This window comes from Rhodococcus sp. NPDC077669 (genome assembly GCF_040686915.1).
Lineage (GTDB): Bacteria > Actinomycetota > Actinomycetes > Mycobacteriales > Mycobacteriaceae > Rhodococcoides > Rhodococcoides fascians.
This window is the reverse complement of record NZ_JBFBMD010000003.1, coordinates 322,369-347,065: the sequence shown is the minus strand read 5'-3', so window position 1 is coordinate 347,065 and position 24,697 is coordinate 322,369. Positions and strand designations below refer to the sequence as shown.

The 24,697-nt window shown below is 65.9% G+C and carries 22 protein-coding genes; 14 read left to right on the top strand and 8 right to left on the bottom strand.

What is annotated here, in order from left to right; genetic code table 11:
* The first annotated feature begins 41 nt into the window (after nucleotides 1–41).
* From AB0P23_RS06140 to AB0P23_RS06130, 3 genes are read left to right on the top strand one after another with little or no spacing between them, the layout of a single operon-like run.
* On the top strand, nucleotides 42–1,151 hold the full coding sequence (locus AB0P23_RS06140) for an LLM class flavin-dependent oxidoreductase (RefSeq protein WP_032401016.1): 1,110 nt from the start codon (nucleotides 42–44) through the stop codon (nucleotides 1,149–1,151).
* Nucleotides 1,141–1,596 carry a MarR family winged helix-turn-helix transcriptional regulator gene (locus AB0P23_RS06135; protein ID WP_032401015.1) on the top strand — a complete coding sequence of 152 codons (456 nt, stop codon included), beginning with the start codon at nucleotides 1,141–1,143 and terminating at the stop codon, nucleotides 1,594–1,596. Before AB0P23_RS06140 ends, AB0P23_RS06135 begins: the two co-directional genes overlap by 11 nt.
* On the top strand, nucleotides 1,596–2,480 hold the full coding sequence (locus tag AB0P23_RS06130) for a pirin family protein (protein WP_206497418.1): 885 nt from the start codon (nucleotides 1,596–1,598) through the stop codon (nucleotides 2,478–2,480). The genes AB0P23_RS06135 and AB0P23_RS06130 overlap by 1 nt, the downstream gene beginning before the upstream one ends.
* A 26-nt stretch (nucleotides 2,481–2,506) precedes the next feature.
* Here the strand turns inward: AB0P23_RS06130 and AB0P23_RS06125 are convergent, their stop codons facing one another.
* The 4 genes from AB0P23_RS06125 to AB0P23_RS06110 form a co-directional block, all read right to left on the bottom strand.
* Complete coding sequence (locus tag AB0P23_RS06125; protein ID WP_363797047.1) at nucleotides 2,507–3,052, bottom strand: ribonuclease H; 546 nt, start codon at nucleotides 3,050–3,052, stop codon at nucleotides 2,507–2,509.
* 113 nt (nucleotides 3,053–3,165) lie between these two features.
* Nucleotides 3,166–3,798, bottom strand: a complete 633-nt coding sequence (locus AB0P23_RS06120) for an MBL fold metallo-hydrolase (protein ID WP_027495216.1) — start codon at nucleotides 3,796–3,798, stop codon at nucleotides 3,166–3,168.
* Nucleotides 3,795–4,880, bottom strand: coding sequence for an S-(hydroxymethyl)mycothiol dehydrogenase (locus AB0P23_RS06115; protein ID WP_306901742.1), 1,086 nt, complete (start codon nucleotides 4,878–4,880; stop codon nucleotides 3,795–3,797). Before AB0P23_RS06115 ends, AB0P23_RS06120 begins: the two co-directional genes overlap by 4 nt.
* Before the next feature lie 37 nt (nucleotides 4,881–4,917).
* Nucleotides 4,918–5,097: a hypothetical protein gene (locus AB0P23_RS06110; protein ID WP_206497419.1), complete on the bottom strand. Its 180-nt coding sequence runs from the start codon at nucleotides 5,095–5,097 to the stop codon at nucleotides 4,918–4,920.
* A gap of 215 nt (nucleotides 5,098–5,312) precedes the next feature.
* Here AB0P23_RS06110 and AB0P23_RS06105 point away from each other — a divergent pair, with 215 nt between their 5' ends.
* The 3 genes from AB0P23_RS06105 (at nucleotide 5,313) to AB0P23_RS06095 (ending at nucleotide 8,270) form a co-directional block, all read left to right on the top strand.
* Nucleotides 5,313–6,605, top strand: a complete 1,293-nt coding sequence (locus tag AB0P23_RS06105; RefSeq protein ID WP_032401013.1) for a helix-turn-helix transcriptional regulator — start codon at nucleotides 5,313–5,315, stop codon at nucleotides 6,603–6,605.
* On the top strand, nucleotides 6,602–7,615 hold the full coding sequence (locus AB0P23_RS06100; protein ID WP_255182268.1) for a DJ-1/PfpI family protein: 1,014 nt from the start codon (nucleotides 6,602–6,604) through the stop codon (nucleotides 7,613–7,615). Before AB0P23_RS06105 ends, AB0P23_RS06100 begins: the two co-directional genes overlap by 4 nt.
* A 109-nt stretch (nucleotides 7,616–7,724) precedes the next feature.
* Nucleotides 7,725–8,270 (top strand): hypothetical protein, encoded by a 546-nt coding sequence (locus tag AB0P23_RS06095; protein ID WP_363797044.1) that lies wholly within the window; start codon nucleotides 7,725–7,727, stop codon nucleotides 8,268–8,270.
* Here AB0P23_RS06095 and AB0P23_RS06090 read toward each other — a convergent pair.
* From AB0P23_RS06090 to AB0P23_RS06080, 3 genes are all read right to left on the bottom strand, one after another.
* On the bottom strand, nucleotides 8,216–9,091 hold the full coding sequence (locus tag AB0P23_RS06090; RefSeq protein WP_052053602.1) for a helix-turn-helix transcriptional regulator: 876 nt from the start codon (nucleotides 9,089–9,091) through the stop codon (nucleotides 8,216–8,218). The genes AB0P23_RS06095 and AB0P23_RS06090 overlap by 55 nt on opposite strands.
* Nucleotides 9,092–9,172: 81 nt before the next feature.
* Entirely contained in the window at nucleotides 9,173–10,396 is a 1,224-nt protein-coding gene (locus tag AB0P23_RS06085) for an MFS transporter (protein ID WP_322544671.1), read from the bottom strand.
* An 82-nt stretch (nucleotides 10,397–10,478) separates the two neighbouring features.
* On the bottom strand, nucleotides 10,479–12,950 hold the full coding sequence (locus AB0P23_RS06080) for a LuxR C-terminal-related transcriptional regulator (RefSeq protein WP_082079202.1): 2,472 nt from the start codon (nucleotides 12,948–12,950) through the stop codon (nucleotides 10,479–10,481).
* A gap of 106 nt (nucleotides 12,951–13,056) precedes the next feature.
* Between AB0P23_RS06080 and AB0P23_RS06075 the strand changes: the two genes are divergently transcribed.
* The 5 genes from AB0P23_RS06075 to AB0P23_RS06055 all read left to right on the top strand — a co-directional run bounded on the left by AB0P23_RS06075 (nucleotide 13,057) and on the right by AB0P23_RS06055 (nucleotide 17,659).
* On the top strand, nucleotides 13,057–14,001 hold the full coding sequence (locus AB0P23_RS06075) for a DNA-3-methyladenine glycosylase (protein ID WP_045841617.1): 945 nt from the start codon (nucleotides 13,057–13,059) through the stop codon (nucleotides 13,999–14,001).
* A 50-nt stretch (nucleotides 14,002–14,051) separates the two neighbouring features.
* Nucleotides 14,052–14,996: an aldo/keto reductase gene (locus tag AB0P23_RS06070; protein ID WP_363797041.1), complete on the top strand. Its 945-nt coding sequence runs from the start codon at nucleotides 14,052–14,054 to the stop codon at nucleotides 14,994–14,996.
* Between the two features lie 168 nt (nucleotides 14,997–15,164).
* Complete coding sequence (locus tag AB0P23_RS06065) at nucleotides 15,165–16,328, top strand: multidrug effflux MFS transporter (protein ID WP_363797066.1); 1,164 nt, start codon at nucleotides 15,165–15,167, stop codon at nucleotides 16,326–16,328.
* A gap of 54 nt (nucleotides 16,329–16,382) precedes the next feature.
* The gene (locus AB0P23_RS06060) at nucleotides 16,383–16,907 is read left to right on the top strand and encodes a DUF309 domain-containing protein (protein WP_045841731.1); all 525 of its coding nucleotides are present in this window, start codon (nucleotides 16,383–16,385) and stop codon (nucleotides 16,905–16,907) included.
* A 56-nt stretch (nucleotides 16,908–16,963) separates the two neighbouring features.
* A complete protein-coding gene (locus tag AB0P23_RS06055) occupies nucleotides 16,964–17,659 on the top strand; it encodes a hypothetical protein (protein WP_155288737.1) in 696 nt (231 codons plus the stop codon).
* 12 nt (nucleotides 17,660–17,671) lie between these two features.
* On the opposite strand, the gene AB0P23_RS06050 is transcribed toward AB0P23_RS06055, so the two are convergent.
* Entirely contained in the window at nucleotides 17,672–18,436 is a 765-nt protein-coding gene (locus tag AB0P23_RS06050) for a deoxyribonuclease IV (RefSeq protein ID WP_027495204.1), read from the bottom strand.
* A 75-nt stretch (nucleotides 18,437–18,511) separates the two neighbouring features.
* Between AB0P23_RS06050 and AB0P23_RS06045 the strand changes: the two genes are divergently transcribed.
* The 3 genes from AB0P23_RS06045 (at nucleotide 18,512) to AB0P23_RS06035 (ending at nucleotide 24,605) form a co-directional block, all read left to right on the top strand.
* On the top strand, nucleotides 18,512–19,246 hold the full coding sequence (locus tag AB0P23_RS06045) for an ABC transporter ATP-binding protein (protein WP_032367760.1): 735 nt from the start codon (nucleotides 18,512–18,514) through the stop codon (nucleotides 19,244–19,246).
* A gap of 68 nt (nucleotides 19,247–19,314) precedes the next feature.
* The gene (locus AB0P23_RS06040; RefSeq protein WP_045841730.1) at nucleotides 19,315–21,837 is read left to right on the top strand and encodes an FtsX-like permease family protein; all 2,523 of its coding nucleotides are present in this window, start codon (nucleotides 19,315–19,317) and stop codon (nucleotides 21,835–21,837) included.
* Nucleotides 21,838–22,019: 182 nt separating this feature from the next.
* Nucleotides 22,020–24,605, top strand: coding sequence for an alpha/beta fold hydrolase (locus AB0P23_RS06035; RefSeq protein ID WP_363797038.1), 2,586 nt, complete (start codon nucleotides 22,020–22,022; stop codon nucleotides 24,603–24,605).
* Nucleotides 24,606–24,697 lie beyond the last annotated feature (92 nt).

Sequence of the window (24,697 nt, the reverse complement as noted above, 5' to 3'; positions counted from 1 at the left end):
AATGCAAACGCATGAACTTGTCGTTCGGGTAGGAGCACGCCATGCAGTTCGGAATCTTCACCGTCGGAGATGTCACCACCGACCCCACCACCGGGACTACGCCCTCCGAGCACGAGCGCATTCGATCGATGGTCACCATCGCCAAGCATGCCGAGGACGTTGGTCTGGATGTTTTCGCGACCGGCGAGCATCACAATCCGCCGTTCGTACCCTCGTCACCGACGACCATGCTCGGCTACATCGCGGCCACCACCGAGAAGTTGATCCTGTCGACGTCGACGACGCTGATCACGACGAACGACCCGGTCAAGATCGCCGAGGACTACGCGATGCTCCAGCATCTGTCCGAGGGACGCGTCGACCTCATCATGGGTCGCGGCAACACCGGCCCGGTCTACCCGTGGTTCGGACAGGACATCCGTCAGGGCATCCCATTGGCTCTGGAGAACTACCAGCTGCTGCGACGCCTGTGGACCGAGGACGTCGTCACGTGGGAGGGAAACTTCCGGACGCCACTCGACCGGTTCACGTCCACTCCTCGTCCGCTCGACGACATCGCGCCGTTCGTCTGGCACGGGTCGATCCGCAGCCCGGAGATCGCAGAAATCGCCGCCTACCACGGTGACGGCTTCTTCGCGAACAACATCTTCTGGCCGAAAGAGCACTACATCCAGCTCATCGATCTCTACCGGGAGCGCTACGAGCACTACGGCCACGGCCGCGCCGACCAGGCCATCGTCGGTCTCGGCGGTCAGGTGTTCATGCGCAAGAACAGCCAGGACGCGGTGAACGAATTCCGACCGTACTTCGACAACGCACCCGTCTACGGCCACGGCCCCACGATGGAGGAGTTCACCGAGCAGACCCCGCTGACCGTCGGATCTCCGCAGCAGGTCATCGAGAAGACGCTCGCATTCGCAGACTACTTCGGCGATTACCAGCGTCAGCTGTTCCTGATGGACCACGCCGGCCTGCCGCTGAAGACAGTGCTCGAACAACTCGACATCCTGGGCGAGGACGTCGTACCGGTATTGCGCAAGGAATTCGCTGCCCGACGCCCGGCCGGCGTTCCGGAGAATCCTCCGACTCACGCCTCGATGCTGGCAGAAAAGGCCGCGGGCGCTGCGAAGGAACCAGCAGTTGCCGTCTGACACGGAGGTGGCGGTGAACGCCTGGGAGTCGCTGTTTCGCTCCCAGGTTTCCCTGATGCGCCGGTTCGCCGCCGACGACATCTGGGATCCGATCGGCATGCGCGAATACGACGTGCTGTTCACCCTGAGCACCAGCCCGGACCGCAGACTCCGACTGCGTCGGCTCAACGACGAGATCCTGCTCAGCCAACCGTCGCTGAGCCGGATGTGCGACCGGCTCGAAGCGATGGGTTACGTTGTCCGAGAGCAGGATCCGTCGGACAAACGCGGGACCGTGATCTGCCTGACGGACGCGGGATCAGACCTGCAGGCCTCGATCGGACGCAAACACGCCGCCCGCATCAGGCGCTACGTCGGCGATGCATTGAACACCGACGAGCTCAGGACACTCGACAGTCTGTGCACCAAGCTCAGACTCGCCCAGACCGACATCCGGGAGCACTGATGATCCAGGTCCTCACCCCACGCGAGGTTCCACTCGGCGGCCCTCGTGCCATGAAGGTGCGCCGCACCCTGCCGCACAAGGACCGATCCCTCATCGGCGCATGGTGTTTCGCAGACCACTACGGGCCCGTGCACTCGCGCATGGACGTCGCACCGCACCCGCACACCGGCCTACAGACCGTCAGCTGGCTGTTCTCCGGTGAGATCGAACATCGCGACAGCGTCGGATCTCATGCGATGGTGCGGCCCGGGGAGCTCAACCTGATGACGGCCGGGCAGGGCATCAGCCACTCCGAGGTGTCGACACCCGACACCGACATCCTGCACGGGATGCAGCTGTGGGTGGCACTGCCCGCCGTATCTCGTTTCGTTGCACCGACTTTCGAGCACTACGTTCCCGAGTCGATCACCCGGCCCGGCCTGACCGCTCGGGTGTTTCTCGGATCGCTTCTGGGCGAGACCTCGCCGGTGTCGACGTACACGCCACTGCTCGGAGCGGAGATCGTGCTCGACGCCGGGGCGCGGGTCAGCGTCGAGATCGACGAGTCCTACGAACACGGAGTTGTCGTCGACCAGGGATCGGTGACGCTGAACGAGACCGATCTGGGCGCAGCCGAACTCGGCTACCTCGAACCCGGGCACCGGTCGATGCAGCTCCACAATCCCGCCCGCGAACCGGTTCGATTCCTCCTGTTGGGCGGTCCGCCGTTCGGTGAACAGATAGTCATGTGGTGGAACTTCGTCGGCCGCAGCCACGAGGACGTGGTGGAGTATCGGGCCGCGTACGAGGCCGAGAACGGTCAGTTCGGCACCGTGGAGGGCTACCCCGGGCCCAGGTTGCACGCACCGGAACTACCCAACGCGCGGATGAGACCCCGCGGCTGATCCGGAACATGCGCGCGGCTCGGCCGTCAGAACAGGGTGGCGATCTCCGGTTCGGACGGGCGCGGCGCAGCGGGAACGGATTCCTTCTGTGCAACGGGTCCGCTGCGAGCCTCGGTCGGTGCAGGCACCGCGTTCGCTCCGGCGGCCGCGATGGCACGGGCGGCTTCGCCCGCCAGCGCGTCGGCTGCTTCGTTGAAGTGATTGCCGACGTGGCCGCGAACCCACCGGAATCGCACCGGCCCTTCGCGTTCGGTGATGGCTCGCTCGATGCTCTGCACCAGATCGAGGTTGCGCACGGGGGTGCCGCCCGCAGTCTTCCACCCCTCGCGCTTCCAGCCTGCCAGCCACTCCGACGCGCACTTGATGGCGTACTGAGAGTCCGATTCGATCAGCAACGGCTCCGGGCCGGGGTGGGCCAACACTGCCTCGAGCAAGGCGCGGAGCTCGGCTACCTGGTTGGTGCCCGAGGGCTCGCCGCCGGAGTTGCTCGGACCCGTGTGATTGACCCACGCCCACCCGATTGCTCCGCCGGGGTTACGCAGACAAGAGCCGTCCGTACTCACGATGATCACGGACAGGACCCTACTTCGGGCCACCGACAAACCCCGGCTGACTCGCCCCGGCAGCCGGGAGAGACTTCTCCCAAGCTGGGCATCGCTGACACTGTGCTGCGAAACATCGAACCTCAATTCCCGCGGGCGATCCATTCTTCGAGGTGCGGGGACTCGTCCCCGATACTCGTTCCGTCTCCGTGCCCGGTGTTGACCCGGGTCTCGGCGGGCAACGCGAACAATCGATCCCGGATCGAGCCGATGATCGTCGGGAAATCCGAATACGACCGACCCGTCGCCCCTGGCCCACCGGAGAACAACGTGTCCCCCGAGAACAACTGACCCGCCTCGGGCAGATACAGACAACTCGACCCCGGCGAATGACCGGGAGTGTGCAACGCCACGATCTCCGTCCCCGCGACGGTGATCCGCTGACCGTCCTCGAGCACCGAATGCCCGATGCCCGGATGCGTCTGCTCCCACAACACATCATCGGCCGGATGCAACAGAATCGGCGCATCCAACTCCCCCGACAACTGCGGAGCGACCGTCACATGATCGTTGTGACCATGCGTACACACGATCGCCCGCACAGCACGACCGGCGACCGCATCGACGATCGGACCGGCCGTATGCGCAGCATCGACGATCACCACCTCGTCGTCGTCACCGACCAACCAGATGTTGTTGTCGACCTCCCACTCGCCACCATCGAGCGCGAACGTCCCCGACGTGACGACCTTCTCGACCCGCAACTGCCCACTCACAGGACCACCACCGAACGCAGCACCGTGCCCTGATGCATCTTCTCGAACGCCGCCTCGATATCACCGAGACCGATCCGTTCGGTCACGAACTTCTCGAGCGGCAACCGACCCTGCTCGTACAGATCGACCAACATCGGAAAATCCCGCTCCGGCAGACAATCGCCGTACCACGACGACTTCAACGACCCACCCCGGGAAAAGAAATCGATCAACGGCATCTCCACCGTCATCTCCGGCGTCGGCACCCCCACCAACACCACCGTCCCGGCGAGATCGCGGGCGTAGAACGCCTGCTTCCACGTCTCCGGACGCCCGACGGCATCGATGACCACATCCGCCCCGAACCCGCCGGTCAACTCCTGGATGGCCTCGACCGCATCGACCTGCGAGGCGTCGACCGTGTGGGTGGCACCGAGATCGAGAGCCCAGTCGAGTTTTTTCTTGTCGCGGTCGACGGCGATGATCGTCGACGCCCCCGCCAGGCGGGCCCCGGCGATCGCGGCATCCCCGACACCGCCGCACCCGATCACGGCGACGGAATCCCCGCGGGAGACGTGGCCGGTGTTCATCGCCGCACCCAACCCGGCCATCACCCCACACCCGAGCAACCCCACCACCGCCGGATCGGACTCCGGGTCGACCTTGGTGCACTGGCCTTCGTGGACGAGGGTCTTGTCGGCGAACGCACCGATCCCCAACGCAGGGGAGAGTTCGGTGCCGTCGGCGAGAGTCATCTTCTGCGAGGCATTGTGGGTGTCGAAGCAGTACCAGGGGGTGCCTTTCTTGCAGGCTCGGCATTCCCCGCACACCGCACGCCAGTTCAACACCACGAAATCACCGACCTCGACATGAGTGACAGCGTCGCCGATGGTTTCGACGGTGCCTGCGGCTTCGTGGCCGAGCAGGAACGGGAACTCGTCGTTGATGCCGCCCTCGCGGTAATGCAGATCGGTATGACACACCCCGCACGCGGCGATGGTGACCACGACATCGTTCGGGCCGGGATCGGGAATGGTGATCGTCTCGATCGAGACGGGCTCACCCTTCGCCTTGGCGACGACGGCATGAACGGTTTGTGACACAAGCACTCCTGAGGTCAGGTGATGTACGGAGGACAATTCACTCGCCGAGCCAGAGCCTGCGGCGGCACACCTCGAGCAACGCTGACATCGTGTCGCGGTCGAGGGTCGATTCTGTGTCGGGTTCGCGAAGCACTGCGGCGAGCCTGGTGAAGTATTCGGTCGGGCTGATTCCGAACCCGACCAGAATGTCCTCGGCCGGCCCGCCGCCGTAGGGCATCCACCGGGTCGCGAAGTCCGATCATGCGCTTCGTTTCCGGGCAGCCGAGAGTCGACGCGAGGGTTTCGGTGGTCGTCCTCAACGGTGTTCCCTTCGTCGATGAATCCGATGTCCAGGTTGTCGTCCTACCGCGAGAAAAGAACCACGCACAACGGCTAGTAATCACTGGCCGAACGGACATCACACGACGCCGCTCCGAGTACTAGGATGCGCACGTGAGCAGCTCTGCCCCGTCGACCCCCGCCAGGTCCGAACCGACCGACTCGCTCGCCGCGCTTCGGGAGGTCCTGACCGGTCCGCTGGTCGAGATAGCTGCTCGTTTTTCGTGGTGGTCGTCGCAGCGGTATCCGCACTCGGCGATGATCATTTTCACCAGGGAATGCACCGGCCGTCCGAGAAAAGTCGGTGGCGACGAGTCGATGACGAGCCGCGTGACGATCAAGGAGCTCGACGACCTCAAGCAGTCGGTGCAGCAGAGTGGGCGCCGAGCTCTGGACGGCCCGGGGCGCCTGGCCGGTGCACAGCGACGTCTCGCGACGCAACTCGACGACACGACCGACACCCTGCTGGTCCTGGTGCCCAAATCGGCTGCGCCGCAGTTCGATCCGGACTCCGACGTCGGCGTTGCCTTCGGAATCGTAGCCACCTCCATACGCCATCAGGTGGTCCAGGCGAGTCCTGCGTATCTCGCCGAATCCCTGGCGGCCTCGAGCGAGCGTGCTCGGGTGATCTCGGAGATGGTCGACGCCCACGTCGATACCCTCACGTCCGTGCTGTCCACGCTGCGCTCGAAGGACCTCGATGACGCGCGAGCACGCGCAACCGCCAGCGATACCGCGTCGGCGGCACTGATCGAGCTTCGCTCCATCGAAGAAGCCAACCGTGAGCTGGGGCAGGAAGCAGTGACCACCGCCTTCGCCAGGCTGCAAGGGGAGCTCGCCACGGTGTTGGACCAGTCCTCGATCGACGTCGAATATGTCGCTCCCCCAGTCGACGGAAGACCGGTCCCCGGCGAGATCGCACGCGCGGCGCGAGCCGTGGTTCGGACCGTCGTACTCGCCTACGTGGCTCAGCCGGATGTTCGACGGGTACGTATCGCGTGGGATTGCGACGGAACCAACCTGCTGCTCGAAGTCCGCAACGACGGCCTGCACGTCTGCGACACAGAGACTCTGACCCAACAGCTCTCCGGACGCGTGCACACCCTCCGGGGATCGATCTCGTTCGAATCCACCGCTGGGTGGGGATCACGTGTGAGCATCGCGATTCCTCTCGACCCGCCTCCCGCACGAGCCGACGAACAACTTCTCGCCGGCCTCAACCGTCGCGAGAGAGAAGTTCTCGGCTACCTCGCATACGGCAAGCGCAACAAGGACATTGCCGTGAGCCTCAACATCGGCGAGAGCACGGTGAAATTCCACGTCGCAAGCATTCTGAAGAAACTCGAGGTCAAGACCCGCGGTGAAGCGGGTGCCGTGGGCATGAAGGCCGGAATCCGAGCATCGTGACGCGTTCGACCACTCGGGTGAACGACGACCCGTCTCGGCGTGGTCCGACCCAGCGTCGGCGCATCGGCATTCTGCTCTTCGACCAGGTCAAGATGCTCGACTTCGTCGGCCCGGCCGAGGTCTTCCTCGAAGCGAACCAGCGAGTCGACGGCTACGACATCGTCTTCCTCTCGATCGACGGCGGTGACGTGGTGACCTCGATGGGAATGACGGTGTCGGTGAACGCCGCCGTCGCCGACAGCGGCGACTTCGACACCCTCATCGTTCCCGGTAGCGAATCGGCTCCGGCCGTCTTCGAGGACCCGGCGTTGCTCGACGCGGTGGCGCTGCTCGCGCCCCGAGCGCGACGGGTGGCGTCGATCTGCAGTGGGGCGTTCGCGCTGGCGGGATCCGGTCTGCTCGACGGCCGGAGTGCGACCACTCACTGGAAGTTCACGTCGGCTCTGGCGGAACGCTTTCCCGACACGCGTGTCCAACCGGATTCGATCTTCGTTCGCGACGGCGACATCTACACCTCGGCCGGGGTCGCTGCCGGAATCGATCTGGCGTTGGCGTTGGTCGAAAGTGATCACGGTGCCCCGATAGCCAGAACGGTCGCGCAACTACTGCTGGTGTACATGCAGCGCTCCGGCGGCCAGTCTCAGTATTCGGTGTCGCTGAAGGGTCCGCCGCCGCGGACCCAGGTCTCTCGCGCTATCACCGACTACATCCATGCCGACCCGACACGACCCGCGAACCTGAGCGCTCTCGCGGCACACGCCAATGTCAGTGTGCGGCATCTCAATCGCATCGTGCGCGAGGAACTGGGCACGACGCCTCTCGATTACGTGACCGCGATGCGTCTCGATATCGCGGTAGCCGCACTCGAGTCCGGCTATTCCGTGGCCCGGGCCGCTGCCGACGCAGGATTCGGCACGCCCGCTGCTTTTCGGCGTGCGTTCGTCACCAAGTTCGGGGTGACACCGTCGGATTACCAGAGAAAGTTCCGCACGACCGATCCAGCCCAGTGATACTCGGCCCCAACGCTTTCGTTCACCTCGGGAGGATCGAACACCGCCGGTCTAAGGTGGCCCTGGCAGGGTTACCGGACCGGCAACCGCCTGGATCTATGGTCGAATCATGCACAACGTGGAGGCGCTCGAGTCCTGGGCGTATTCGCCTGCGGTACTGCTGGATCGGCATCTGACCGTCGAATTGTCCACGATGCTCGCTCGTGCGGTGTCGCCGAGCTTCGCCGAGGGGGTCAATCTGGCCGTGTTCACATTCGTCGACGCCGGTTCGCTCTGCGGCGATCGAGACGATCCCGCCGCCGACCCGCCTGCCGGGTGGGAATCGTCGGCGGATCAGGTGGTCGCCATGCTTCGTGAGTCGTTGGATCGGCACGAGCCAGACGACTCCTTTCGCCGCATCGTCGGCGAACTGTCCACCCGTAGTTCGGAATTCGCGCAGAAGTGGGCCGGTGAGACCAGCGCGAGAAAAACCGGAACCGTGACGATCGAACATGCCGTCGTCGGTCCGTTGATGCTCGACTACCTGTTGATGCCTGCCGCCGAGGACCACGTACTGATGGTGCTGCGGCCCCGAACAGCACAGTCGAGGGCAGCTCTACGTCAACTGGCCGACGCGGTCCGATCGTCCGAATCGGACCGAGGAACAACGAACTGAGTGTCGCGGCTGGGGACTCCGGCAACCAGATGCCGGATCGCCGATGCCGACCGACTACCGGGATCGGCGAAGTAGGTGGTGATGAACTGCCCACCCTCGCCGACGATCTCCAAAGTCTGCGAACGGAATTCGACCAGACCGAACGGCTCCACCGGGACGACGGAGATGCTCGACGACAACGGCCGTACGTCGTGTTTGGCCCACATCCTGCGAAAAGCGCGGCTCTCCACCGACAATCGGCCCACCAACTCCGTCAGTCGCGGGTGACCCGGCGCCGCGTGGAATCGCAGCGCCGACACCATTCGCTGCGCCGTGACGGCCCAGTCCTCCGGCGAGGCGGCACTGTGCTCGTGCGCGAACACATCGAGCATCAGGTTGGTACCCACTTTCAGGCCCGGCGTCATCAGCGCAGCCGGACCGTTGAGCGCAAGCAGATCGTGATGGCGGTCGGTGATGTACGCCGGCGTGTGGACCCACTGCTCCAACACCCGGGCCGACGCCTCGGTCACTCGCGGCGGAAGCGCCTCGACCACGGCCGGGCCGGACTGCGCGCGCGCCACCCGGTGGAAGTACGCCCGCTCGTCCTCGTCCAAACGCAGAGCCCGACTCAGCGCAGCCAGAACCTGCTCGGAGGGTTGATGATTGCGCCCCTGCTCGAGCCTCAGGTAGTAGTCGGCGCTGATATCGGCGAGCCGGGCGATCTCTTCTCGTCGCAGGCCGCGCACTCGGCGGTTGCCGTCGCGCACCAGACCCACCTGCTCGGGTTGCAGCGATTCCCGGCGCACCCGAAGGAAGTCCGCAAGCAACGAGCGTTCGGCCATCGTCAGGACCTCCTGTCGACAACCATCATCTCCTACCCGCCGTCCCGAATCGAGTACGAATCCGGCCCTCTGTCGACCGTTTCAGGACACGACAGCCCGAGACTTGCGCAGATCGATGGTCAACAGCACGAACGCCACCGCCGCGAGCACCGCAATCACGACGGCGAACACCACTCCCGCCGTCACCAGGCCCCATCCGGTCGCCACGGCTCCGGCCCCGATCACCGGTACCGAGATCGCGATGTACAACACGACGAAGAAAGTCGAGGTGACCTCTGCCCGACGGTGCGGAGGAAGCTCGGCACCGATCGTGGACATGCCGTTGGCGAATGTCATGCCCTGACCGACGCCGCAGAGCAGCGCCGCTACCACCAGAACGGCCAACGAGGTCAGCAGCAGCGACGCGGCCAGGAACACCAGACCGAGCAGCAGCAGCGCGCATCCCCACCGCTGCGCCGACGCGGGATCGGCTGCGCGCAAAGCAATCTGGGCTGTCGCCGACGCAGCGAAGACCGTGAACACCACTACCCCGGTGACGGCGTGATTGTCGACTCCCAACACACTGCCGATGAACCCCGGCGAGACGGCAGTGAACAGGCCAAGTACGGCGAACCCCGCGAATCCTCCGATCGAGGCGCGCACGAAGGTGCCGCGCACCTCCGGTGGAACGGACAGCCGCTGCATGTGCGGGCGTGCTCCGCCGTCCACCCGCACCGTCTCGGGTGCGAGGAACACCGCCACTGCTGCCGCAGCCAGCAGAACCATGTCGACGACGAACGTCAGACGCAACGGTTGCGGTAGGTACTCCGCGAGCACTCCGGCCACCAACGGTCCGAGGCCGAGGCCCCCGATGTTCGCTGCGGTAGCGATCGCGGATGCACGGTCACGCCATCGGTCGGGTACCAACTCGATCAACGTCACCGTCGCGGTACCGACGAAGATGCCGGCCGAGATTCCCGACAACACGCGGCCGATCACCAGGGCCGTCAGCGAGCCGGCGGTGACGAACACCACGGCGCTGATCAATCCGAATGCTATGGCCGCCAACAGCATCGGGCGTCGTCCCAACGAGTCGGACCAGCGGCCGAACGCCAACAGAGCTGCGAGTACACCGACGGCATACGCCGCGAACACGAGGGTGACGACGAAGACGGAGAAGTGGAACTCGACCTCGTAGAGCGCATAGAGCGGCGTCGGCATGGTGGTGCCCATCATCGCCACCACGAACGCGAACGCAACTCCGACGAATGCCGTCGCACTCGACACCGACATGCGGGGCGACGACTTTTCGTCCGATCGGGTCACGCTGATCTCCTGTTCTGCAAGGGCCGTCCGTCCTGTGCCGTCGACAAGGAGATCGAACCAGAGCCGGCGAGTACGTGCTCACTCACCGTCCACCGCCCTCGTAACGAAGGAGTGCGTCCCGCAGCGCGGACCGCGTGGTGATCTGCAATTTGGGAAACACTCGGTACAGATGACCGCCGACAGTACGAGCCGAGAGATACAGCTGTTCGCCGATCTCCTTGTTGGTCAGACCGGCGGCAGCAAGAGACGCGATGCGCAATTCCTGCCCGGTCAACCCCGAGCCCGCATCACCCTCACGCGGGCGCGGGCCGGCTCCTGCCGCCCGTAATTCGTCCTCGGCTCGGCGCAGCCACGTGCGTGCACCCAGTTCTGCGAACAAATCTGCGGCGTACCTCAACCGACCGCGGCTTTCGATCACCCGGTGGTGGCGGCGCAGCCACTCGCCGTAGACCAGCGCAACCCGCGGCGCATCGAAATACCATCCTGCGGTGCGTAGTTCATGCAGACTCGCCTCGAAGAGCGCCTCGGCTCCGGCCTCCGCCAGCATCGCTTCGGCTGCAGTCAGCAGTGCACTGTGGCGGGCTCCCCAGAAATCGGGCCGGGTTCGGCGCAGTCGGTCGAGATACGTGCGCGCCTCGTCCGACCGCCGCAGCCGTACACAGGATTCGACGTAGTCCAGTATTTCGAGTGGTCCGTACGGAGTGATCGAACAGTGCTCCGCCGAGAGATCGCGGCGGCGCATCCGCTCGTAGGCGACGTCGAAGCGGCCCAGTGCCACCGATTCGGCTGCAGTACAGCTCTTCTCGCCACCAGCGACAGCTGCCACCGAGGATTTCAGCAGGCCCTCCTGCTCGTCGAAGAGGCCATCCGGCAGTCCCGAGGAGACGGCCTCGACGAACGCAGAGAACTGTCCTCGAGCGGCGAGTGCGGCGAGGTGCCGCAGCCGGGTCAGAGACTCGGCGGCCGGAAACCCAGCTGCGACAGAGTCCACCACGTCCGACAGCCGACAACTGTCGTTAGGATCCCACAGCAAGGTGGGCATCGCCAGCTGCAGCAGGACCGGTTTCCACGGGTCTCCGGTGCGCAGCGAGGCTCGTACCGCGTCCATCAGCGCCGGGCTCTCGAGTGCCCTCACGTGCACTCTCGAACCCGAGACGCCGAGAGACCGCGCGACGAGCACGTTGACCGGATCGAGATGCTGTTCGTATTTGACCGCCCATTGCAGGGCCTGCGCAACCAGTTCGCTGTCACCGCTCAGTGCGCTGTACGCCAGAACCGAACCGATCAACTGATCGACGACGTCAGGGGCGACCGCATCCGGCAATCGATCGAGAGCCTGCACGACGACGCCGAACGCAGCACGGGGGTCGCCTCCCCGGGCCACGACGGCAAAGGCTCGGGCCGGAACGGTCTCGGACAGGGCCGCATCGGGATGTCCAGACCGCATACGGTCCAAGACCGCTACCGCGAGATCGACGAAGCCGGCGAATGCCGCTATGGACGCCGCCCGCACCTCGAGGGCCTGGGCGCGTCCACGATCGGATTCGAGCGCTGCTGCACGGCAGAGCAACGCCACTGCCCGGCGGTAGCGCTGCAGCGACGCCAGGTCGTGCGCCCGCTCGTCGAGTGCAGTGACGAGGTGCGCATCGGGCGCTCGGGCTGCGAGTGCCCGATGCACCAGACGCTCGTCGGGCGTCAGCCGACCGTCGGCAGCGGATTCGAGGTGAACGGCGATGCGCTCCTCGGCGGTCGAGGAGGCAAGAATCCACAGTTGTGCGACAGTGTCGCCATGTGGGTGGACGGCCGCGGAGTCGCTGCCGTGCTCGCTAGAGACGATGTGTCGCACCGCATCGCCGAGAATTTGACGCCTGGACTCCTCGTCGAGCCCGGCGACCTCGAACGCGCCGATGTCGGCGAGCGTATCGGTGAGGTGGGCGCGGTCGAGCATCGCACCGCCGACGGATGGATCCCGGCGCCAGATCGGCGCAGCGCGAGCGAGTTCGGTCGCGACGAGAGGGTTTCCCTGCGACAACTCGATAATCGATTGTCGTTGCGCCGCTGCCGTTTCCGTAGCATTCAACAGATCGCGCACCGCGTCGTCGGGCAGCGGTCGCACACGGTGGAAGGCGAACTCCCGCCACAACGGCGGCGGGACGGTGTCGACGGTCGTGGCGATACACCGGACATGCGGGGTACGTACCGCCGCCTTCACCGCACGAGCGAGTCGGTCACGCGAGCCCGCGGGCAACAGATGCAGGTCGTCGATTACCAGCAGCGTCGGCTTCACATCTACGTCGGCCGCCACCAGATCACCCAGCAGCCCCTCATCGAGCAGCCCCTGATCGAGCGCGGCCGCAGGGGAGTACGCGAGGCACGGCAGATCCACCACCCGGAAACCCAGCGCTGTCGCCTCGTCCGCGATGGTGTTGGCAACCGTGGACTTGCCGATGCCTCGCGCACCCGAGATCACCAGGATCCGCCGGTTCTCCGGCGAAGCGGACAAACACGAGCGGCCCTCACGCAGCACTGCGTCGCGATCCGGTGATGTGGGCATTCGTCCAATATATTTTCACCCGTGTCTGCGCAAGGGTGTTGAATATGGCCCTGGCAGGGACACACTGAACCGGCCGACCACGACTGCGACGGAGGTGACCCGAGCGATGACCGAGAACGCCTCCTCCGGCCCTACCGATCACGGCGTCACCCGCCTTGTCGACTTCGAGCAGCGCGTCGACATCCGAATGTCCATGTCACCGCTGCGTCGGGGCCGCGGCGATCCCACCTACGAGTCCACGCCGGACGGTGCCGTGTGGCGGACGTCGCGCATGATTTCCGGCCCGGTCACGTACCGATTGGTGCAGGCCTCACCGAGCAGCGTCATGGTGCGCGCCTGGGGGCCCGGTGCCGACGAACTGCTCGACGTTGCCCCGGCTCTGCTCGGCCGGGACGACGACGCCTCGAGTTTCGCGCCCGAGCATCCGATTCTGCGCGAGGCACACAGACAACTTCCGCACCTACGCCTCGGCCGGACCGGGCTGGTGCTCGAGGCCCTGATACCGGCGATCATCGAGCAACGCGTACACGGCATTTCGGCGTTCGGCTCGTGGCGGTACCTGGTGAGCAAGTTCGGCGACCCCGCACCGGGCCCGACCCCGAAGACGATGTTCGTGTTTCCCACCGCCGACGTGTGGCGACGCATCCCGTCGTGGGACTACCACCGCGCCAACGTCGACCCGGCTCGGTCGAAGACCATCGTCCGTGCCGCGCGCGCAGCCGGACGGCTGGAGGAGGCGTCGAACATGACGCCCGAGGATGCGCAACGCAGGCTGCGCGCGATCCCGGGTGTCGGCATCTGGACCGCGGCCGAGACCGCGCAGCGCGCCCTGGGGGATCCCGACGCGTTGTCGGTGGGCGACTACCACCTGGCCGCGGTGGTGGGGTGGTCGCTGTTGGGTAGACCGATCGACGACGCGGAGATGGTCGAGTATCTGCAGCCCTTGGCACCGCATCGTCATCGCGCGATTCGGCTCCTGTATCTCAGCGGCAAGGCGACCAAGCCGAAATTCGGGCCACGGACCGCGCTGGTGGACCACACCTGGCACTGATCCCGGCCTACTCGTACAGTCTAGTTGTTCGCCGACCTAAGGAGTAGTTCGTGGTTGCTATCGGTACGTCCGATCTGGACATCTTTCCGCTTGCCCTCGGCGGGAACACCTTCGGCTGGACCAGCGACGAGGACACGTCCTTCGACATCCTGGACGCGTTCACCGCGGGAGGTGGCAATTTCGTCGACACGGCCGATTCGTACTCTGCCTTCGCCGACGGCAACTCCGGCGGCGAATCCGAGACGATCATCGGCAAGTGGATGACGGCCCGTGGCAACCGCGACGACGTCGTTCTCGCGACCAAGGTGAGCCAGCATCCCGAGTTCCGCGGTCTGGCACCGGGCAACATTCGGGCCGCGGCCGACGCCTCCCTGGCCAGGCTGCAGACCGATCACATCGACGTCTACTACGCGCACTACGACGACGACAAGACGCCGTTGGCCGAGTCCCTGGCCGCGTTCGACGACCTGGTCCGGGCAGGCAAAGTTCGCCACGTCGCCATCTCGAACTACTCCCCCGCGCGGGTTCGCGAGTGGCTGGGCCTGGCGAAAGACAACGGTTTCGCGGCACCGATCGCACTGCAACCGCACTACAACCTCGTTGCCCGTCGCGACTACGAGGGTGAACTGCAAGCCCTCGCCGTCGACAACGGCCTCGGGGTGTTTCCGTATTTCTCCCTCGCCGCCGGCTTCCTGACGGGTAAGTACCGCACCCGGGAGGATCTGGCCGGTACTCAGCGCGAGCGACTGACGACGGGCTATTTCTCCGACGCAGGCCTGGCTGTGGTGCAGGGCCTGCAGGAGATCGCCGACTCCCGCTCGGCCGAGTTGTCGAGTGTGGCTCTCGCCTGGTTGCTCGCTCGACCGGGCATCACCGCACCGATCGCGAGCGCGAGCTCGCTCGCTCAGGTACCGGCTCTGCTCGACGCGCCGACACTGCGTCTGACCAGCCACGAGGTGGACACACTCACCGGACTGTCCGACGCGGTGGCATAGGACACGAAAGTTGTAGTCAGCAACGGGAACAGAATCAACTCCTACGCTGCTGACCTTCGGGTGGCCCCAGCATCGAACACATCCGTAACCAGCGCGCAGGTGACCGACACGCGCGAGAGCAGCACGTCGGCTCCCACAACCGAGCCGACGTCACGCGAGCGCCTCCGGGTGATCCTCGTACTCGGCGCGCTCATCGCCCTCGGTCCACTGACCATCGACATGTACCTGCCGGCACTTCCTGCCATCGCCGAGGATCTGAACACCCCGTCGTCTGCAGTGCAGCTCACGCTCGCGGGTACGTTGGTCGGCCTCGCGCTCGGCCAACTGGTCATCGGGCCGCTGTCGGACATCGTCGGCCGACGACTGCCCCTCATCGTGGGCACCGGAGTGCACATCCTGGCGTCGCTCGCCTGCATCGTTGCTCCCAACATCGCCGTACTCGGCGGCCTGCGTGTGATTCAGGGCCTCGGTGCCGCAGCTGCTGCCGTGGTCGCCATGGCCATCGTCCGAGATCTGTTCAGCGGGCGAGCCGCCGCGACCGTCCTGTCTCGCCTGATGCTCGTCATGGGCGTCGCTCCGGTGCTGGCACCGTCGCTCGGCGGTGCGGTACTTCTCGTCGGTTCCTGGCGGCTCGTGTTCGCCGCGTTGGCGATCATGGGCGTGGCGTTGATGACGCTGGCAATCGTGTCGCTGCGCGAGTCCCTGCCGCCCGAGCGTCGTCGAGCCAGTGGCATCATGCCCGTTCTGTGGACCTACCGATCGCTGCTGCGTGACACACAGTTCGTCGTCCTCATCATGGTCGCTGCCCTGGCCATGTCGGCGCTCTTCGCGTACGTCGCCGGTTCGTCGTTCGTCCTGCAGGAGGAGTTCGGCCTCGACGAGCAACAATTCGCCATCGTCTTCGCGGCCGGTGCGATCTCTCTGATCGGCGCATCCCAGCTCAACGTCCTGCTGTTGGGACGCTTCGCACCGGTGCAGATCGTCCTGTCGGCGCTGTCCTTCGGCGTCGTCGCCGGCGCGATCATGGTCGTCCTGGCGGTCACCGAGGTCGGCGGCATGGCTGGGTTCGTCGTCCCGCTGTGGTTCGTACTCGGGGCCGTCGGGTTCGTCATGCCCAACGCGCCCGCGCTGGCGCTGTCCCGCCACGGTGAAGCGGCAGGCGGCGCAGCTGCACTACTCGGTGCCGCACAGTTCGGACTCGGGGCGATCGTCGCACCGATCGTCGGTGCACTGGGCAACGACGCGATCGCCGTCTCGACGACGATGGTCGCCACCTCGGCGGCAGCGCTGATCGCACTCGGGTCGGTGACCGTCCTGTCCGCACGTCGGTGACCTCACTCGCGTCATCGTGTGGGCCATGGCGGTCACCCCACTAGGGTGACCGCCATGGCCGAACGCGAGCGCGACCCGCAGGGCAAGCCCCTCAACGCCCGGCCGCGCGACGGCCTCGGCCGCCCGCTGGCCCGCGGCGGTACCGGAACACCCCGGGTTCCCGACGATCTCCGTCTTCCACCGGACGCCGCCCTCACCGAAGCGCAGCGATTCCTGGACGCACGTATGCCGTTTCACGCCCACGAGGTACTCGAGGGCACGTGGAAGAGCTGCGTCCCGGACGAACGCGAGCTTTGGCAGGGCCTCGCGCAACTGGCCGTCGGATTGACGCACCTGATGCGAGGAAACCGCGTAGGTGCCGCTTCGTTGCTCCGCCAAGGACACGACCGCCTGATCGGTTACGAGGTCGAGCCCCCGCACCGGATCGACGTGACGGGTCTGCTCGGCTGGTCCGAGGACCTGCTCGAGGACCTGGAGACGGGAACGCTACCGACCTCACCAGGCGTTCCCGCACTGCGCCGGGCGGTGGAATCGGGATCGGACGGGGGCGTCCTGGCACACCGGCCGGACTCGAGCTAGCCTGAGGGAATTAGGTAAGGCTAGGACAATCTTCACCGGAAGTGGGGTTCCTCGGCGTGACCGTGTTCGCACCGCTGAAACTCGCCCATCGCGAGACGATCAGCCCAGCTCAGCTCGGACGTACCTTCTGCACCGAGGTCGCCGAACAGGTTCCCTATTGGGTCGCTGTCCTGACCCCGGCCGAACGTCCGCTGCAGGTCACGCCGTCTCCGCTCCGTGAGCGCACCACGGTCACGCTGCCCGTTCCCACGAACACGCACCGGCTCGACGCTCGGCTGCTCGCCGCGCTCGGATCTGCGGTGTCCACGTGGCAGCGAGACAACCGCCGCGGCTCGTCGTCGGGCGTCCTGGTCGATATCGACGTCGACGACACCGGATTCGTCCATCCCGTCCGGCTCCCCGCCGTTCCGGTCGACGCCCTCACCGAATCCGCCCGCGCCTCGTACCTCGTCGACGACGTCTGCAGACGGCTGGACTCGGCACCTCACGGTGGCCGCGACTACCCGCTGACCCGGAACTACCCGGCGCTGGCCTGCCGCCCGGGAGCGCAGATTCTGTTCCGCCACGATGTATCCGAAGCCGACGCCGGCCATGGCGAGCCCAGCGGCTACGCCATCGACATCGCGATCGGCGAGACGGAATCAGGGCTCGTGTCGGCCCGAATCACCTGGTCCACCGGCATCGAGGGAATGGACGAACTGGTCCGGCTGTGGGCCGCAGCGACCACCGAGCTGACGGCAGCGCCCTCGTAACCGCCGGATTCGCTACAGGCTTTTCAGCAGCCTCACGTCGTCGTCGATTCCCTCGGCCGGGGTTTCGAGGATCACCGGTGCATCGGCGGCGAGCGCGACGGCCGTCAGAATGTCCGCGTCGATCGTTCCGGTGCCCAGGTTCGCGTGCCGGTCGCGGGCAGAGTCGAACTCGTCGCGCGAATTGTTCAGATGCACCAGGTCGATTCGTCCGGTGATCGCCTTGATGCGATCGACCACGTCGATCAGGTCTTCGCCGCCGGCCCACGCATGACAGGTGTCGAGACAGAAACCGGCACCGAACTCCCCGATGGCGTCCCACAACCGCGCGATGTCGTCGAAGCGCCTCGCCATCGCCGAGTCACCGCCGGCAGTGTTCTCGACGAAGATCGGTACGCCGAAACCACCCTGCTCGGCCTGACGCTCGAACAGCTTGCGCCAGTTGTCGATTCCCTTGGCGGTGTCCTCGCCCTCTCGGACGTGACCGCCGTGCACCACCAAACCGATCGCACCGATCTCGGCAGCTGCTGCGGCCTGTTCGACGACCGCTTTGCGGGACGGGATTCGGATGCGATTGTTCAGGCTCGCCACGTTCAGAACATAGGACGAGTGCACCACCACATCGACGTCTCCGGTCAACAGAGCCTCACCTTGGGGGTGCGGGGTGAGCTTGTTCCACTTCTGCGGATCCGTCAGAAACATCTGGACCAGGTCGACGCCGAGCGTCTCGGCCGTGCCCAGAGGGTCGCTGCTGTCGCGGACATGTGCTCCGATGCGCATGACGCCCATCATAGGGGTCGAGTTCAGGGTCTCCCCTGATAGCGACCGGGCCCGAACACTGAAACACTGGCACCCATGAGCGACATTGCCGCACGTGCGGTCGACGTATCGAAGGTCTACGGTTCTGGCGACACCCAGGTGCACGCACTGTCCGGGGTGAACGTCGAGTTCGCCCGCGGAGAATTCACCGCCATCATGGGCCCGTCCGGCTCGGGCAAATCCACACTGATGCATTGCCTGGCCGGGTTGGACACCGCGTCCTCGGGCACGGTCACGATCGGTGACACCGAGCTGACGGCGCTGTCCGACAAGGAGATGACCGGGTTACGAAGGGACCGAATCGGTTTCGTGTTCCAGGCCTTCAATTTGGTGCCCACCCTGACCGCGCTCGAGAACATCACTCTGCCGCTCGACATCGCCGGACGCACCCCGGATCAGGGCTGGCTCGATACCGTCGTCGACCGACTGGGACTGCGCGACCGCCTGGGCCATCGCCCGAGCGAACTCTCGGGTGGGCAGCAACAGCGCGTGGCGTGCGCTCGTGCACTGGCCGGTCGACCCGACATCGTGTTCGGCGACGAGCCGACGGGCAACCTGGACTCTCGTTCGTCCGGTGAGGTGCTGTCGATTCTGCGCACGGCCGCAGACGAATTCGATCAGACCGTCGTCATCGTCACCCACGACCCACGAGCGGCCAGTTACGCCGACCGCGTCGTGTTCCTGGCCGACGGAGCTGTCATCGATCAACTGGCGTCGCCCACCGCCGACGCCGTCCTCGAGCGCATGAAGAAGCTGGAAACGGTCCACTGATGTCGCACTCGGTCGCCAAGAAATCGAATCCCGACAAGGCCCCGACGCGGGCCGCGTCGGGCAACCCCATGCGCAAGGTGTCGCTGCGAAACCTTGCCGCCCACAAGGTTCGGCTGGCACTGACGGTTCTGTCCGTCGTACTCGGAACCGCTTTCGTCGCAGGCTCGTTCGTCTTCACCGACACGCTGCAGCGCACGTTCTCGTCACTGTTCGCCGACACCGCACAGGGAGCCGACGTTCGAGTCGCCCCCGAGGATGCGCGATCGAGCGGAGTACCCAACGAGGACATCGCCGCCATCTCGGCGCTTCCCGGCGTGCGTGCTGTCTCTCCGTATGTAGGAGGACAACTCGTTCTGCTGGGTAAAGACGGTGCCGCAGTGCAATCCGGCGGAGCACCGACGATCGGTGAGTCCTACCTGCCGGACGAGCAGCGGCTCGGCGATCCGGCGACATTCGTCTCCGGCTCGGCCCCTACCGCGCCCGGCCAGGTCGCGATCAACGCAGGTGGCGCCGATCGAGCGGGCCTGAAGGTGGGCGACGCGACCCAGGTACTCGTGCCATCCAAGGGAATCACCGACATCACGGTCTCCGGAATCTATTCCACTGCAACAGAATCCGGTGGTTTCATCGGGATTCAGTTTGTGCAGAGCCAGGCGAACGAGTTGTTCACCGACGGTGCGCACGTGCAGTACATCGACGTCGCGGGCAACGATCTCGCGGCACAGGATAAGACGCAGAGCGACCTCAGGGACGAGATCGCCGCCGCGTTCCCGGATCTGAAAGTGCAGACCGCTGCCGACGTCCAGGCCGAAACCAAGGCCGAGGTCGAGTCGGCACTGTCGTTCATCACGTACTTCCTCCTCGCGTTCGGCGCTATTGCACTGCTCGTCGGCACGTTCATCATCTACAACACGTTCTCGATGATCGTCGCTCAGCGGGTACGCGAACTGGCGCTGCTTCGCGCCATCGGAGCCAGCCGCGGGCAGGTCAGTCGCTCGGTCGTACTCGAAGCGGTCGTCGTCGGCGTCATCGGAAGTGTGCTGGGCTTCGCCGGCGGCGTCGGACTGGCGTACGGATTGCGCGCTCTGCTCAATGCCTTCGACCTCGGGTTGCCGTCGGGCCCACTCGCCCTCGAACCACGCACCGTCGTCGTCGCCTTCGCGGTGGGCATCATCGTCACCGTCCTCAGCGCCTACGCACCGGCGCGGCGAGCAGCCAAGATTCCACCGGTGGCCGCAATGCGCGAGGAATTCGCGTCCGCCGGCGACACCCTGCGAACCCGGACGTTCGTCGGCGTCGGACTGGGTATTGCCGGAGCGGCAGCGATAGTCATCGGCGCTCAGTCGACCGGCGGCGCTGCCGCAGCAACCGTCGGCGTCGGCGCGGTGGCGGCGATCGTGGCCACGGCCCTGGCCGCACCGTCGTTGTCACGGCCCGTCGTGGGAGCGCTCGGGGCCGTCCTCACCCGGCCGTTCGGTGCGATCGGTCGCTTGGCCAGAACCAACTCGGTGCGCAATCCGCGCCGCACGGCAGCCACCGCATTCGCGTTGATGCTCGGCCTCATGCTCGTCACCGTCATCGGGGTACTCGGGTCGACGGCGAAGGCGAGTGTCGATTCGCTCGTCGACACCGGCGTCGAAGCCGACTACATCCTGTCCGGTCCACAGTCGATCGGTGTCCCGGCCGGAGCCACGGCGGCCGCACAACAGGTCGACGGGGTGGAACGAACCGCTGTGCTGCATCCGGTGTTCGTCACGATCGCCGGAGAAGAAGAATTCGGCGCTGCCATCGACGGCTCACCGGAAGGACTGCTCGACCTGTCCATGGTTCGGGGCACCGCAGACCTCGAGAGCAACGGCTTCTCGGTGTCCGAGACCGAAGCGTCCACCAAGGGCTGGGACATCGGCACCCAGGTCGTGTTCGACTCCGTCGACGGAGCTTCGGTTCCCGTCACCGTCACCGGTGTGTTCACCGACAACCCACTGATCGGCAGTTGGATCGTCTCGGGCGACATCTACGAGAAGGTGACGCCGTCCATCACGCGGTCGGATCTGCTGGTCCTGGTCAAGGCCGCGCCCGGAACCGATCTCGGTACGCTGCGCACCGACCTCGAAGCCGCGACCAAACCGTCCGTGGTGGTGCAGGTACAGGACGTCGAAGAGTTCAAGGGCAGCCAAGGCCAGCAGATCGACACACTGCTCGCGGTGCTGTACGGACTTCTCGCCCTGGCCGTGGTCATCGCGGTGCTGGGCATCGTCAACACCCTCGCGCTGTCGGTCGTCGAACGTCGACGCGAGATCGGCATGCTCAGGGCGATAGGAATGCAGCGACCGCAGGTGCGGCGCATCATCTACCTCGAGTCGCTGCTCATCGCCCTGTTCGGTGCCATCGTCGGCGTCGCCCTCGGCATCGCCTTCGGGTGGGGCTTCGTCCAGACCCTGCGCGACGAGGGCCTGGGTGCCATGACGGTGCCCTGGGGGCAGGTCGTCGCGATGCTTCTCGGGTCCGCGGTCGTCGGAGTGCTGGCTGCTCTGTGGCCTGCCGTTCGGGCCGCGCGCACCAAACCGCTGGAGGCGATAGCCGACCTCTGATCAGGGTCGCCCCGACACCGGGCATTTCGTAACGACACCCGTTCGTTACGAAATGTCCGGTTTTCGGCTTGCGCGGAAAGACGGCCCGCGTCTACTTTAGGGGTGGTAAAACAGTCTTCAAGTAGGTTTGTGTACCGCAAACGAACCTTTACCTCGCGGGTCGGGCTCGTGCAAGGAGAATCATGACGATTCAGGACGCCTACGCGCCGACCCGAGCTGTGCCGACGGTATCCGTGTCGAGCCGAGCTGTGTCGACGGGACCTGTACCGGCACGATCCGCGCTCGCCCCGCTGTGTCGTCCCGACGGCCGCGACACGCTGATGGCGCGCTACCGCGAGGTAGCGCACGCCATGCCGGACGCGGCAGCGTTGCACGCGGCGGGGACGTCACTGACCTTCGACGAACTGCTGCATCGCGTGTATTCGCAGGCACGCAAGATCGCTGCCCTGCGCCCGTCCGATCACCGACCCCTCGCCGTCGAGGCGGACGCGTCGGTCGACTCGATCGTGCTGATGCTGGCCGTCATCGCTGCAGGCCATCCATTGGTTCCGCTGGATCCGCAACTTCCCCTCGAGCGCCGCGACCGCATCGTCGAGCAGGCCAAGGCCTCGATCCTCGATTCGACGACCGTCGACGCAGCGGTCGATTCCTGCGTACCGCTGCCGACGGTCTCGGGCGGCCACACCGCGGTGATCAACTACACGTCCGGATCCACGGGTACGCCCAAAGGCGTCGTACTCAGTCATCGCATGTGCCTGACCAAGGCGTACGAGGTGTCGACCGCGCTGGGGTTGGGCACCCACGATCGCGTCGGCGATGCCCTTCCCGTCAGTTTCGGCGCGGGCCTGAACACTCTGTTCGCCGGGCTGCTCAGCGGTGCCACCGTTCACTGCCGTGACCCCCGATCCGGCACGGTCGGCAGCATCGCAGAGTGGGTAGCGGACCACTCGCTGACTACGTTGCACTGCTCGTCGTCGCTACTGCGCGCCGTTGCGGGCCAGGTCACCGTACCCACGCTGCGCGTCGTCACCACCTACGGAGAATCACTGCACGCCGACGACGCGCGCCGCTTCCGCCTGGCTTCCGACAACCGCGCCACACTCGTCAATTGGTACGCGACCACCGAGGCCGGGGCCGTCGCGTTCAGCGAGTACCCCCTCGACCGTGCGCTACCGTCCGGCTTTCTGCCCGCGGGCACTCCCGTCGCGGGAAAGCTCGTCGAGGTCGTTGCTGCCGATGGCTCCCCGTGCGAACCCGACGTCATCGGCGAGGTGCGCGTCACGTCGGCGTGCCTGGCCGACGGCTATCTCGAGGATGTCGGCGTGGACTCGGAGAAATTCGCCGCCCTCGGCGACGGCCTTTTCCGCTACCGCACCGGCGACCTGGGCCGGTTCGATCAGGACGGAACATTGCAGCTCGCCGGGCGCATCGACGACGCAGTCAAGGTACGCGGCTACCTCGTCGAACCGGCCGAGGTGGAGGCAGCACTGCGCGCGCTGCCGAACATCGACGATGCCGTGGTGATCGGTAGGAGATCCGGCGCCGATACCGACCTCGTCGCGTACATCTGCTCCGACCGGGCCGTCCGGGCGAGCCAGGCCGACATCAGGGCCGCCCTGCGCCGAACCCTGCCGGAATGGATGGTGCCCACCCACATCGTTGCGCTCGACGCCATGCCCCGCAACGAACGCGGCAAGATCGACCGCAGAGCACTGCCCGAGCCGTCCGACCGACGCGTCGAACGCACCGCGGTCGGCCCCACCGAATACATCGTCGCGGAGGCCGCTCGCACTGCACTCGGACTGGACGCCATCGGGCGGGACGAGGATTTCCTCGAACTCGGTGGCAACTCGCTGACCATGACGGCGATGCTCGCCCACTTGCGCGAGAACCTGAAGATCGAACTCGATCCGCAGGACGTGTTCGCGTCGACCACCGTGCGAACGCTGGCGACCACCGTCGACGCTCGGCTTCGCGACACCGCCGCCGCACGTCGGCGCTCGTCCGGTGTCCACGACGTTCTGGTCCCGCTGCGCACCGGGGGTACCGGAGCTCCGATCTTCCTGATCGGTGGTGCCGGCGTGGGCGCGATGGCGTTTCTCGATCTGGTCAAGCACCTCGACGCAGACCGTCCCGTCTATGCCCTGCAGGCACACGGCCGAGGCACACGCGGGCGACCGGACCGGACCATCAGAGCCACCGCGGCGCGGTATGTCGACGCGATCCGCACGGTGGCCCCCGACGGCCCGTTCCATCTTGTCGGCCACTCGCTCGGCGGCTGGATCGCCATCGCGATGGCAGAGAAGATCAGAGATTCCGGCATCGGTACCCCGCATCTGCTACTTCTCGACACCCGGCTGTTCCGTCATCTCCTGGACCGGCTTCCCGGGGGTACGTCTGTCCCGGCAGCGCCGCCCGCACCGACCAGAGAAGACGCCGGCTTCCATCTGGGCCGTGTCGGTACGGCCGCGCTGTGGCTGCGTATGCAATTCGCTGGGCTGCTGCGGTATCCGACGACCATGGAATGGTTGGTGTTCGCCAGCATCGGGTACGTGGCGTTGAACAAGCATGTGCCGACTCCGTGGTCGGGGTCGATGACTGTGGTTCGCACCACCGAGAACGTCAAGGACCTCCGGTCGTGGCGAGCAGTCGCTCACGGCGAGCTGACGTTCGTCGATATCACCGGCCACCACGCGAACATGTTGCGCGGACCGATGGCGAAGGAACTGGCCGACATCATCGACGACACCGTCGACAACGCGCGCTGACTGGGAATATCACCCGCGACGGCCTGTCGCGGTGGCGGCACAGCTTGTACGTTTGTGCCGGACGGCTAATCAGCCGAGCCACCGGCCCGAAC